The following is a 12,577-nucleotide window of genomic DNA, read 5'->3' on the forward strand; positions in this document are numbered from 1 at the left end:
CTTCTATTCGGAGAACCACCATGCTTAAAGGTTTGGCGATCACACCGCCTGTTGTAGGGCGCATCTCGATCGGCAAAATTTGCGAGAAGAACGGCAAACGTCTGCCGGAGAAGGATGATCAGTTCACGCTCACGACGCAAGTGCAGAACCGCGATGGCTGGATGCTGCATCCCGCAGATCAGGCTCTGAGAAAGGCAACGACAGGCAAGCTGAGGTCGATTCCGGTTCGCGTTCTGTTCAATGACCCTGACCTCAACCTGCGCGCCGACTACAGCCTGTTCGACCGAAATACCGGACGACCGATTTGTGTCGGAAATGGTGAAACGTGCCGGCGCGTCGGCAAAGACGGGAACGGCATCGAGAGTCTGTCCTGCCCGTCGCCCGATGGTTGTGCGTTTGGTCAGCAAGGTGGCTGCAAGCCGTATGCGCGGCTGAACGTGATCATTGGCGAGGAAGACGAGCTCGGGTCGTTCATCCTGAGGACGACGTCCTGGAACTCGATCCGGGCTCTCTCGGCCAGGCTCCATTACTTCCGCGCCGTGTCCGGCAACCTTCTCGCCTGTCTCCCGCTTGAACTGAAAATTCGGGGCAAGAGCACGGCGCAGAGCTACCGGAGTCCGATCTATTACGTCGATCTGGGCGTGCGTTCAGGTAGCACGCTGGAAGACGCGCTGAGGCAGGCGCAGGAACTCGGTGCGCGACGGCGGGCCGCCGGATTCGATCAGGCGGCGCTCGATGTGGCGGCTCGCGCCGGGTTTGCCAATGGCGCATTCGAGGACAGTCCAGACGAGCAGGCAGCGGTCGCCGAAGAGTTCTATCCCAACGCTACCCCTGATCGTGAGGATGCGACGGACGGGGCCTCGACCGATACATCCGCCCCAGCGCCCACGACGCTGCGCGACAAGCTGGAGCGCAAGGCCGTGCTTCTGGGTGGGGCGGCGGCATGACGGCCATGTCCCGCTGGGCGGTTGCACTAGCGATCGGCACCACAGGCACAGCAGTCAGCCTCTCGGTTCTGGCCGGGTTGCAGCGTGGCGGCACGCTGCCCGAAAGGGCTGTCTTGATAGCACTCGGCATCGTGCTCGTCGTGAGCGCCCACGTGCTGCCGGCCCTCACACGTGGAGCGTCGGCGGTCGCACGCAGCGTGGGCAGCGTCCTGTGGCTCGCATGCTTCGTGGCCGTGTGCTACGGACATGCAGGCTTCTTTCTGCTCGCTCAGCGGCATGCGGGAGCACTTCGGGCATCGACCGTGACAGCTTCACCTGTCGTCACGACCGGCCGCAGCCTGTCGGTCGTCATGGCAGATCGGGCGACCATGATCGCGCAACTCACGGCTATCGACGCCAGGCGTTGCACGGGTGACTGCCGAACGCTGGATGGCCGTCGCACGACGCTCACTGCGAAGCTCGACGCGCTCAACGCGGAGGCTGACGATGTGCGACGCATCGAAGCCGAACGCGACCGGGTCACCACGCAGCGCGACGCGTTACTCGCCGATCCGGTCACGTCGCGACTGGCGGCGTTACTCGGCACGACGACTGCGCGCGTCGACCTGCTATCGGGACTGGCGTTCGCAGCTGTGCTCGAGGGCGTCGCCTGCCTGCTGTGGACGGTCGCGCTTCGGCAGTCGCCATCAGCGGTATCGGTCACCACCGCTACTGGCGTGACTGCGCCAGGAGTCGCGCCGCTCGCAGACGGCCCTGTTGCGTCTCAGCCCGAAGTAACAGCGGTCACTGCGAATCACGCGAGCGAGGCGGCAAGTCGCGAAACAGCGGGAATCAGTCACGCGTCCCCTGACGATCCCGTCACGCCGTTACCGGTTGCCGACTCGACCGATGACGACGTGGCGCGTATCGCCATGGAAGTCGCGGCTGGGTTTGTGCGGCCAACCGTGGCCGACATTCGGCGACGCCTCAATTGTTCCCAGGCGCGGGCGGTAGCGCTGCGCCGTCAACTCGCCGAACGCAACGTGACGGCATAAGCGCCGGGACTCGTGCCCGGCATTTTCCTTTCAATGCATTCCAGTACAAGCGACAGGAGGCTCATGGACACCACAACCGATCTCGTCAAAAGTATCAGCATCACCAATCTCGCCAACCAGCGCGTCGCTGTCGTCGATCGCATCCACTCCGCCCTCGATCTGCTCAACGAAGCCGAACAGATTGCTAAGACAGCGCATCTTGGCTTTCCGAGGCTTGTGCTCGACGACGCCTACGCCTGTCGCGGCAGGCCCACCGTTACCGGAGACTATGCAAAACGCGACGAAGCCGAAGCCGCCATCGTGAGCGTAATCGACGTGCGTGGCTGGAGCTACCTGCTGTCGGAATCGGGCCTGCGCACCTTCATGGACGCACAGGCCCGCGAACAGTGGGACAGGCAGCTTGCCGACGGCGACGTGCCCGAGTTGACCGCCGCCAACATCGAAGCGACCTTCACGCAACTGTACGGCGCGCGCGGCGACATGTTCGAGCGCGGCGTACTCGCGTGCTTCCGCAGGCTGTCGTGGGATTACAGGACCAACCAGCCGTTCAGGTTCGGCAAGCGGATCATCGTCAAGTACCTGCTCTCGCAGGGCAGCACGAATCACCGTGTCACCAATGAGCTGGACGACCTGCTCCGGGTGTTCCGTGTGTTCGACGGCAAGCCTGAGCCGGATCACCGGCACGGCGCATATTCGCTCATTTCGGACGCGCGGCGTGAACGGCGTACCGAAGCCGAAAACGACTACGTGCATCTGCGCTGGTTCAAGAACGGCAATGGCCACCTGACGTTCAAGCGGCTCGATCTGGTCGAGAAGATGAATGTGATTCTCGCAAAGCACTACCCGAACGCGCTTGCCTCAGAAGTGCGGTAGTAAGTGCGGTAGTTCCCGGACGTGTCCTGCGTCCCCCGTCTCAATCCACTCCCTTGTTTCAACAACCGTGCATCCGGCTTTGCCGGAGGTTCGCGCTCGTCCTTTATCTGGAGGCTCCATGCCCGCAATCCGTTTCATTCATCTCCCGCCACGCCCTGGCCCGCTCCTGAAAGGGCTGGGCTTCGTGACAGGCGTCACGGCCATCAGCATCGCCGCAGCCCTCTGCTACGAGCAATATAAGAAACGCGAGCTGGTACGCACGCTCGCGTCGATGCCCGGGGCTGGCGACATCCTGCCCGCGCTTCGGACCCACTCGGAGATGGTACTCGCCCAATTCGGCGTGGGAGTCGCGCCAACATCCGACACCGACGGCTCGTAACCCGACCCGCCACCTATACCCGGCGCCTCGCGCCGGCTTCCTTTCCTTTCATCGCGCGCATCCGGCCAGTTCCGGAGGAGCGTGCTCGCTCATTTTCAGGAGAAGTCCCTCATGAATCTGCCTTCGACTCACCACGCCGGCCCGCGCTTCAAGCTCGGCCGGATCTTCGCCACGCCGGACGCGCTGGAAGTCATCGCTAAGGCGCACGTCTCGATCATCGACTTGCTAATTCGCCACGTTCGCGGCGACTGGGGCGAACTGTCCGAGTCCGACCGCCAGCAAAACGAACTGTCGATTGAGGCTGGACTGCGCCTGCTGTCGAACTATCACCTGCTGGACCAGACTCGCATACTGGTCATCACGGAATGGGATCGCTCGCACACCACCATCGAACGGCTTGATGAAGTCGTGGTCACCAGTAGAAAGACCGCCCCCGCCCGACGCTAGGACCATTCGGGCTGGCCCGTCGTTACCTACGTGAGGGATGGGTATGCATGAGCAACTACGCGAGCGGGCCGCGCTGCCTGACGGGGCGGCCCGTCCTCACACCAAGCGCTAGACTACGCTTAATGCAGCCGGCATCGAAGCAGTGCTGCTGCTCGCTCGGCATATTCTCGGGGACTGGGGCCATCTTGGCACTGAAGATCTCACAGCAAACGAATTGTCTTATGGGGGGGCGAGTACGGACAATACGTCGTCGCCATTGACGCATAACACTTCGTTCACCGACGGTGCTGACCTCCACTACAACCGTGATGGTGAGATCTACCGCAACATCTGACAGTACGGCCAGCGGTAAACCTTGGCCTGTAGGCACAGTGGAACCCTTGGCAACTCAGGTTCCTTTTTTTTGCCATCGCACCCAATGTCAAGCCATCAATCGAGTCTCTTCAACCGAAAACCGTTGACGGAATTTTCGCGGCATCGAGGCGACGGGACGGACGCCTAGGGCCAGCGTAAGCACATCTCCCGAATCGCTTTTCGAAATATGGTCATCGGCGAGATGTCTGATGAGAGCGCTCTTTACAGTGCAAAACTATCGGCGTCGTATTATTAAATAAGGGTTACTAATTACATGCAAATGCACTTTGAAAGTGGCGATCTCGTACGGTCGTAAGGTCGGACGACCAAAGGGGCCATAGGTCCTGAACTCTGTTGTCTGTGTGGCTTGCGCGATTGCCCGTGCAAGCATCGCTCTCGGGGTTCGGTGGTTGATTGTCGCTAACGTCGACGCCGGAGTTGCATCGGTTGATTCGCTTCCCCTCTTGCTTATTGACGTCGCCGATTCGGGAGGCTTCGCTTAGAGTTCGCGCTTCAGGCGTTGATGAAAGAGAAAACCCAGCGAGCATCGTCGAGGCTCTTTCCACATGGCGTGAGTCCCCGATCGTTCGCCGTCACGTCTGGCCCTCCATACGCCTCCGTTGTTGTTCTGGAGCTACATATCTTCCATTGCTAAGGCCCATATCTGCTCCAAGGCGGTCAACTTCCTTCCGATAACTGCGACACTGTGAAATAATTCAATGTGTAGTTTTTCGAGCCGATTTTTCGAGTAGAGGCGCAGTTATGGGACACAAGGCAATCGTTGTAACGAACTGCACAAACCGAAAGCGGGTCAACAGCGGACTCTCTCTCTCGGAGATCGAGATCAGCGGTCCGCTAGCATCTGTTGCTGGACGCTGGGCGAAGGCCATCGGCAAGGTGAGTCCGTCGAGGCAAGCCCAGGATGTGTACGCGGGACGATCATTTGTCGAGGCACGGCGTGTAGCAGAAGTATTGAACGGCACGCTTCACGTGATATCTGCCGGACTTGGCGTGGTAGATGCCTCGGATTCGATTCCGTCGTATGACCTAACGGTTGCAGGTGGGACTGGTTCGTTGAAACCCCTCCTCGCCCGCTTGAGTAAAGAACCCGCCGACTGGTGGTCGGCGTTGACAGCAGAGTTGGGGGAGCAAAGTTCCGTTCGTGCGTTGCTCGGTCGGCATGCGGATTCAATGGCGTTCTTCGCGCTTCCAGGAAGTTACGTCGAGTTGATCGAGCAGGATCTGGCTTCCTTGACTAAGTCCCAAATCGGCAGGATCCGCATCGTTACCTCTGACCGTGGGCAAGAATTGGTGCCAGATGCTGCCCGGGACGTCGTGCTGCCTTATGACGAACGCTTGGAGGGGTCCTCATATGCGGGGACCCGAACCGATTTTGCACAACGAGCGCTGCGGCACTTTATCGAAGTACTGGGCGGTCATCGACTCTCCGCCGCAGAGGGACGGGTGGCAGTAGAAAAAGCAATGCGCTCCCTGCGAAAGCCAGTTGTTCCAATTCGGGAAAGGAAAACCGACGTGGAGATCATGACGCTTCTGAGAAAGAACTGGCACCGTTTCGACGGCAGTTCAACGCGATTGCTGCGTTATCTGCGCGACGAGGCGATGGTTGCTTGCGAGCAGGGGCGATTCCGTGGGCTGTGGTGCGTTCTTCAGCGCGATCTCGGCACGAAGCGGAGCCACTGATATGGGTAAAAAAGAGATTGTGGTGCGCGCGCTACGCACGACTCAGGGCGAAGGGCTGGAAGTGTATGCCTTTTTTATTCACGGGTCTGACATCGTGAAGGTGGCCGACATATCTAGGGTAGAACGAGATGACTTGGATGTGCTCAAGGGCTTTCAGCGTCCCGAGATCCGGACCCACGTTAAAGGGATCGTCGACTACCTAAACCAGGGTAACGTGCTGTTCCCTAACGCGATCATTCTTGCAATGTCACCTGCGGTACACTTCGCAGCCGCCCGCGGCACTAGGCCCGCCGGCGATCAGGGAATTGCGCAGGCGGGCACCCTGACCATTCCTGTCTATGACGAGGGGCAGCGGGTCGCATGGATCGTAGACGGTCAGCAGCGTTCGCTAGCATTGGCACAGGCGGCGAGGAAGGGGATTCCAGTACCAGTCGTTGCCTTTGTCTCGGACAACCTGGAAGTCCAGCGTGAGCAGTTTATTCTGGTTAATAAGGCGCGGCCGCTCCCGACCCGGCTAATTAATGAACTTCTTCCTGAGACTCGGAGTATTTTGCTGCCTCGCGAATTAAGCGCACGCAAGGTTCCGTCTGAGATCTGCAATTTGCTTAACCGTGACTCTGAATCGCCATTTCACAGGCTGATCAAACGTATCTCCGAAAAAGGTAGCAACACGAGTGTCATTACGGATACTGCGGTGATTGCCATGATCCGTAACAGCATGAACAATCCACTGGGTGCACTTGCCCCTTTTAAGTTATCTGGTCGCGATGGTGTCGATGTCGAAGGGATGTATCAGCTTTTGCGAACCTACTGGTCCGCTGTCCGGGACGTATTCCCGGACGCTTGGGGGGCCGATCCGAAGCGTAGTCGTCTAATGCATTCGGCAGGCATCGAAGCCATGGGCGTCCTGATGGATAGGATTTACGCCCGCCTCTCCGGGCAAGGAGAAGACTACAAGACAGTTCGAAAAGAGCTCGAGAAGGTCGCGCCTGCTTGCCGCTGGACAAAAGGTACATGGGAAACGCTGGGCGTTGCTTGGAACGAGATTCAGAGCACACCTCGAGACATCAGAAAACTTCAGGACGCACTGGTTCGAGCCTATACCAGTACGATAAAGAAATGAAATTTCTCTATTCGGATACTCAGGATTATGTTGATCCCGAGTACGATTTTATTAACGACCGCAATGCTCCCGGCCGCCGTCGCTACTGGGATGACGTCTATGCGCACGAACTCATGATGCCGGCGCCATATGACGGTTTGCTAGTATCGATGAGTGCTGTGCGACAGGCTGCCGGCGTCGCAAAATCGAAAGTACGATATTCAACGGCTGAAGAACAACGGATGTTGCGGGACGGTGTTCGTAAGTTCCTGAGGTATGGAGGTCCCAAGTTCAAGGGCGCCATGGTGTTGGGAGATTGCGGGGCATTTGCCTATGCGGACAGCAAGACACCTGCGTACCCGCCTCAAGAAGTGGTGGATTTTTATCTGGACGGTGGCTTCAGCCATGGGGTATCGCCCGACCACATTATCTTCGATTGCCTAACGGACAATCCCCCTGCGCGCGACGTTGCGCCCGGTGTTATTGAACGTTTCAATATCACACTTTCCAATGCCGAAGAGTTTCTGCGTCTTACAGGCGCGGAGGGATACCCATTTGAACCGCTCGGAGCAGTGCAGGGTTGGTCGCCGAAGAGTATGGCAGATGCCGCGGTTCAATTGGAGAAAATGGGATATCGCTATTTGGCTATCGGAGGCCTCGTTCCGCTGAAGGTTGATGTCATTAAGCAGGTTCTACATGCGCTGCGTAGCGCTATCAAGCCTGAAACGAAGATTCACCTCCTCGGGTTCGCTAAAGCCGATTCGATCCATCAATTCACGAATTTCGGTATCACCAGTTTCGACTCTACGTCTCCGCTTATTCGCGCTTTCAAGGATGCGAAGGCGAACTACTATATGGAATCGCCCGAAGGCGGACTTGACTATTACGCGGCAATCCGCATACCTCAGGCAATCGAAAATCCCCGTTTGATGCAGGGTATCAAGCGAGGGATTTTTAGCGCCGAAGATTTGCAACGTCGCGAAGGGAAAGCACTTACGGCACTGCGCAACTTCGATGGTGGTAATGGAAAGATGAAAGATGCGCTCGAAGCCGTCATGGATTACCAGCGATTTCTGACACTGGGTGATGGACACCCTATGGAGAAGTACGAAAAGGATCTCGAGAAGATGCGCTCGTTAGTAGAGCGCACCTTGGAAGATGCGCCGTGGAAGCGTTGCAATTGCTCGGTGTGCAGCAAAGCCGGTGTCGAGGTCATAATCTTCCGATCCAGTAACCGAAACAAGCGCCGTGGATTTCACAACTTGGGCGTCTATCACAAACACGTACAACGAACTCTGGAGAAAAAGCGGTGAGCGTTTACCGATTTAAGGCGATTCGGGCTGCGCAAGCTCCCGAGCACGACGTATTTACTTTCGCTGCCACACCTGAGCAGATCTGGGGTTTTGCGGAGATCGAGCGTGTAGGGCGGGAAGACAATGGCAACTTGCGTGGTTTTCAACGCCACCAGATCGCGTCGCATATCAAGGAAATTCGCGACTATTTGCGACGTGACGACGCGCTGCTTCCCAATGCGTTGATTGTCGCCTTCATCGGTGGGGTGAAGGTGAAGGATAGGGGGGATGGTGTAGTTGACGTTGAGATCAAGGCAAGCGACGTAAAACCTGGCTTTGTTGTCGATGGGCAGCAGCGACTCAGCGCGCTGTCAGGGGTCGCAAAGCCTGGTTTTCAGGTGTTTGTGTCCGCACTAGTTTGCAAGGATTACAACGAGTTGCGTCAGCAATTTGTGTTGGTTAACAACACTCGGCCATTGCCGAAGACGCTTATCTACGAATTGCTTCCGACGGTCGAAGGCCTGCCGGAGCGGTTCACCGCGCGTAAGTTTGCTGCACGGATTGTTGATCGCTTGAACTTCACTCGTGGCTCTTCGTTGCGTGGAGAGATTCGTCAACACACGAATCCTAAGGGTGTGCTAAGCGATACGGCCATGCAAAAATTGGTGATGAACTCCGCCTCTGATGGTGCCATTCGTGAGTTCATCAAGGACGGTGATTTCGAAAATCGCGCCTATGATTTCGTCAACGCTTTCTTCGGAGCCGTGGAATCAGTTTTTGGGAGTGAATGGATTGGGATGAGTCCGAAGACCTCGCGCTTGCGGCACGGGGCAGGCATTGTGGCAATGGGGTTCGTTATGGAGTTTTTGTATTCGAGCGAAGGCGCCACAACTCGTCCCGAATTTGAGCGCAGCCTTGAATTGTTGAAGAAATACACGGCATGGACAAGTGGACAGTGGCGTCTTGCGCCGGATGACGAACGGCCGTGGAACGGCATTCAAAACACGCCGAGCGATATCGATTTGTTGACCAACTATTTGGTTCGCTCAATGAAGCGAGCGCTCCGTCAACCACGACAAGTAGCTAACTCCTAGCCATACGAGGTGTCATGAAAACTCGCGCGATGGTTCTCTTTTCCGGGGGGCAGGATTCTACGACCTGCCTTGCATGGGCGCTTGATCGCTACGAGCATGTGGAGACAGTCGGATTCGACTATGGTCAACGCCACTCCGTCGAGCTTGAATGCAGACCGAAGGTGCTTTCCAGATTTCGCGAACGGTTCCCAGACTGGGCAAGGAAGCTCGGCGACGACCACATGCTTGATCTTTCAATTCTTGGGCAGATCAGTGACACGGCGCTCACCCAAGGCAAGGCCATTGAGATGGAAAAAAGTGGTTTGCCGAACACCTTTGTGCCAGGAAGAAATCTGCTGTTCTTCACGCTTGCAGCCGCTGTCGCTTATCGGCGCAGTCTCCAAGTATTGGTCGGAGGGATGTGTGAGACAGATTACTCCGGCTATCCGGACTGTCGGGATAACACACTAAAGGCACTCCAGGTCGCGATTGCGCTTGGCATGGATCAACCGCTGGTTATCGAGACCCCGTTAATGTGGATAGACAAGGCCGACACTTGGAGAATGGCGCAGCACCTGGGCGGCCCGGCACTCGTTGACCTGATACGCACAGAGACTCACACCTGTTACGTGGGCGATCGCGCGACTCAGCACGATTGGGGCTTCGGATGCAGCCAATGTCCTGCCTGCGAATTGCGCAGGAAGGGATATGATTCGTTTCGCCAGTTCGCGGCCTAGAGGGCACGGCGCCGCGGCCCGTGGCCGCGGATGAATGTAGGGGGATTCGAAGTGGCACCAGAACTAATGAACTACGAACTCAGTCAGAAATTCTATTTCGAGGCTGCGCACACGCTTCACCGGGAGATCGATGCTGAAGGCAGTCGTCGCGTTCATGGGCATACGTATCATGCGCAGGTTTTCGTGCGCGGTTGTCCTGATCCGACGACGAAGATGGTGGTCGATTTGGGGCTGCTGCGCAGGGAGATTGAGCGTGTCCGCGACCAACTCGATCACCGCTTCCTAGACGAGGTTCCTGAGTTGGGCGCGGCGACGCTAGAAGGCTTGTGCGCGTACATTTATCGGAAGCTGTCGTGCGTTCTGCCGAATATCTCTAAGGTGCGGGTCGAGCGGCCCGCGAGCGGAGACTGTTGCGATCTAGATCCGGCTCTGCCACTGAATTGATCGTTGGCTCGGGTATCCCGTCGGCTTTCTCCCTTGTCGGCGGTGCCAAACTTTGGGCCGGCGTTTCACGCATGCCTGTTCTCCATGCCCCATCGACTCACGGAGCGTCATGCCCACGCTCGACGTGCTGTGCGACCCATCTGATCGCATCGCCAAAGTCACGGGCTTTGTACGAGGCCTCTCGCGCGCCTCCAACGCGATTCCACGATGGAAGGAAACGGCTGGGCACTAAGACGGTCTCGCATCCCGCCCTCTTTGCGGGCTCTATATCTCTGTCCGGTTGATCGCCCACCATTACGGTTTGCGCGGGATGAAATCGCTGACGAAGGCGCTCGAACTGGGATTGCGTTTTCGTTATTTCAAAGATTGCCTCGATGTAATGCGTAAGTTTGTGATGCGTGATGATCTGCTTCTGCTTATCGATGCGTCCCTCCGTAACGACATAGAGCGGAATGCCCTCCTCGCGGGCGAGCTTTAATCCGTCTTTGACCGTCGGAAGCAACTCGGGCAAGGTACTCAGCAAGCCAAGAAAGTCGGCCGCGAGTTTCTGCGCTTCCGACAATGAAATATGAGCGGATCGATGCCCGGCAATGACCAGCGTTGCAGCCTCATCGGGGGCTCGTCCGGTCAGGCCCTCGGCGAGGGCTATGACAAGCATCACGGGGGGATACCGCAAATGGAGGTGATGCCTCGACGCCAGAGCTTGATCATAACGTCTGACGTACTCAATCCGATCGGACAGGTCACTTAGCCTATCAAGGCGTGTCTCAAGGACGTCGAGTAGTGTTCGCTGCGCCGTTGCAAAGACCGAGTCCGTGTCCCATAGCGTGTTGTCCGCGTCGCACAGTACAACCGGTTTGGTCATGGCCGTGTTCCCTTCGTTAATGCTTAAGTAACCTCACTGTATCACTAGCGGCACTGGCGGCTCCGACCGGCCCGGCACTCGATGCGTGGATATTCTGAGGTGGGCTAGCCGGTCCCTTTGAAACCACCTCGTTAGGGGCAGCAGCAACGGCGGGCGATACGAACTCAGTGCCGGACAATAGAGCTTGGTACGGGTAGCAGATTGGCGTGATGACCGACGACGTTGTCTGTTTGTCGGACGGCTTTTGAATCCAGACCACAACGACAAAAAGCAGTAGCAACCAGATCAACAGGATGCGGATTGCACACTGCAGAAGTTGCTGCCCAGGTTGCAAGTACCGCAACTTATCCCCGAGTTTCGCCGCGACTAAATAGGCTTCGGAGATGTAGTTCTTGTAATAGATCAGAGTGAGTTTGTCCGCGGCGTCTTCGGTAGTCGTATTGTCCACAAACGAACGCGACCATCCCACCGGGTCGGTGCGAAATATGCTTTGAAAAAATAAAAATGAGTTCGCCTTGTCGTACCGTGCCTCATCAGATTTTTCTTCGGGCCACACGAACCGAGTCTGGGTCGCATGAAAGATAACTAGTGCGCCGCATGCCACGAAAATCAAAAAAAGTCCAAACAGACCATATACTACGGAAAGGAAAACTCCTTTTCCTGTTGATTCTGCAAATATCTGATGGATGGGGTATACGTCCAATATCTTGGCAAAAAGAGCGCCGGCCGCGGCCGTCAGAAAGGCAACGATGGTCAAAAGACGGGCGGCTTTTTGATCTTGGTACTCGGTGAGATCCTTGACCTCCTTCAGAGACTCTTTTGCACGGTCTAGATATCTTTCGTCAATTTCTTCCAAGGTATCCAATTTTTTAAGTTCCTCCGACATCTTGGGTAAGTAGACATCGGGTGCGACCGTTTCATCGTTTTGGCGCGGATAATGATCAATCCTCCTCGATTCAAAGGTAGCCTTCTTGGATTGTGGGTCAACTCTCCTGACTGGAATGAGTGCGTGGAAAATTGCGGTCAACATGCGCAAATTTTTGTCGTCGTTGTTGGATTGGTCGCGAATCATGCTCGTTACATTTTTAAGGGGTTAAATATAGCCAATCGTAAAAAAATAGTGCGATCATTCCGGGGTGCGTGACGCATGTGGCGGGAATGTAGAGTAATTCACTGATCTAGAAAAGTCGCGTGCTTCTGAGCAAACGCAGTAAAGTCTTATGCGAATAATGGTTGGTCCCTTTTGCCTCTCGAGTCGCTAAAGCACGGAGGATGCTTCGACTGGGCGGATCGCGCGGAATTCTCGGACGGTGCGTAGTCTCACAGCAT

13 protein-coding genes are annotated in these 12,577 nt (G+C 56.7%); 11 read left to right on the plus strand and 2 right to left on the minus strand.

The window, feature by feature from the left end; genetic code table 11:
• Positions 1 to 20 precede the first annotated feature (20 nt).
• From C7402_RS01920 to C7402_RS01970, 11 genes are all read left to right on the plus strand, one after another.
• Positions 21 to 947, plus strand: coding sequence for a recombination directionality factor (locus C7402_RS01920; RefSeq protein WP_116609441.1), 927 nt, complete (start codon positions 21 to 23; stop codon positions 945 to 947).
• Entirely contained in the window at positions 944 to 1,981 is a 1,038-nt protein-coding gene (locus tag C7402_RS01925; RefSeq protein WP_116609442.1) for a hypothetical protein, read from the plus strand. The genes C7402_RS01920 and C7402_RS01925 overlap by 4 nt, the downstream gene beginning before the upstream one ends.
• 63 nt (positions 1,982 to 2,044) lie before the next feature.
• On the plus strand, positions 2,045 to 2,854 hold the full coding sequence (locus tag C7402_RS01930; RefSeq protein WP_116609443.1) for a DUF4942 domain-containing protein: 810 nt from the start codon (positions 2,045 to 2,047) through the stop codon (positions 2,852 to 2,854).
• Between the two features lie 118 nt (positions 2,855 to 2,972).
• A complete protein-coding gene (locus C7402_RS01935; protein WP_116609444.1) occupies positions 2,973 to 3,233 on the plus strand; it encodes a hypothetical protein in 261 nt (86 codons plus the stop codon).
• A gap of 111 nt (positions 3,234 to 3,344) precedes the next feature.
• Positions 3,345 to 3,680: a hypothetical protein gene (locus C7402_RS01940; protein WP_116609445.1), complete on the plus strand. Its 336-nt coding sequence runs from the start codon at positions 3,345 to 3,347 to the stop codon at positions 3,678 to 3,680.
• 1,116 nt (positions 3,681 to 4,796) lie between these two features.
• The gene (locus C7402_RS46145) at positions 4,797 to 5,735 is read left to right on the plus strand and encodes a hypothetical protein (RefSeq protein ID WP_133254405.1); all 939 of its coding nucleotides are present in this window, start codon (positions 4,797 to 4,799) and stop codon (positions 5,733 to 5,735) included.
• Between the two features lies 1 nt (position 5,736).
• A complete protein-coding gene (gene dbpB / locus C7402_RS01950) occupies positions 5,737 to 6,858 on the plus strand; it encodes a DGQHR domain-containing protein DpdB (protein WP_116609447.1) in 1,122 nt (373 codons plus the stop codon).
• Entirely contained in the window at positions 6,855 to 8,150 is a 1,296-nt protein-coding gene (gene dpdA, locus C7402_RS01955; RefSeq protein WP_116609448.1) for a tRNA-guanine transglycosylase DpdA, read from the plus strand. The genes dbpB (C7402_RS01950) and dpdA overlap by 4 nt, the downstream gene beginning before the upstream one ends.
• Positions 8,147 to 9,223 carry a DGQHR domain-containing protein DpdB gene (dbpB, locus tag C7402_RS01960; RefSeq protein WP_038712930.1) on the plus strand — a complete coding sequence of 359 codons (1,077 nt, stop codon included), beginning with the start codon at positions 8,147 to 8,149 and terminating at the stop codon, positions 9,221 to 9,223. Before dpdA ends, dbpB (C7402_RS01960) begins: the two co-directional genes overlap by 4 nt.
• Before the next feature lie 14 nt (positions 9,224 to 9,237).
• The gene (gene queC, locus C7402_RS01965) at positions 9,238 to 9,939 is read left to right on the plus strand and encodes a 7-cyano-7-deazaguanine synthase QueC (RefSeq protein ID WP_116609449.1); all 702 of its coding nucleotides are present in this window, start codon (positions 9,238 to 9,240) and stop codon (positions 9,937 to 9,939) included.
• 66 nt (positions 9,940 to 10,005) lie between these two features.
• Positions 10,006 to 10,383, plus strand: a complete 378-nt coding sequence (locus C7402_RS01970; protein WP_038712926.1) for a 6-pyruvoyl trahydropterin synthase family protein — start codon at positions 10,006 to 10,008, stop codon at positions 10,381 to 10,383.
• 97 nt (positions 10,384 to 10,480) lie between these two features.
• Here the strand turns inward: C7402_RS01970 and C7402_RS01975 are convergent, their stop codons facing one another.
• Together C7402_RS01975 and C7402_RS01980 are read right to left on the minus strand one after the other, a co-directional pair.
• Positions 10,481 to 11,248 (minus strand): HAD family hydrolase, encoded by a 768-nt coding sequence (locus C7402_RS01975; RefSeq protein WP_116609450.1) that lies wholly within the window; start codon positions 11,246 to 11,248, stop codon positions 10,481 to 10,483.
• 16 nt (positions 11,249 to 11,264) lie between these two features.
• Positions 11,265 to 12,320, minus strand: a complete 1,056-nt coding sequence (locus C7402_RS01980) for a Pycsar system effector family protein (protein ID WP_116609451.1) — start codon at positions 12,318 to 12,320, stop codon at positions 11,265 to 11,267.
• Positions 12,321 to 12,577 lie beyond the last annotated feature (257 nt).

This window comes from Paraburkholderia unamae (assembly GCF_003096875.1).
In the GTDB taxonomy this organism is placed as follows: Bacteria; Pseudomonadota; Gammaproteobacteria; order Burkholderiales; family Burkholderiaceae; genus Paraburkholderia; species Paraburkholderia unamae.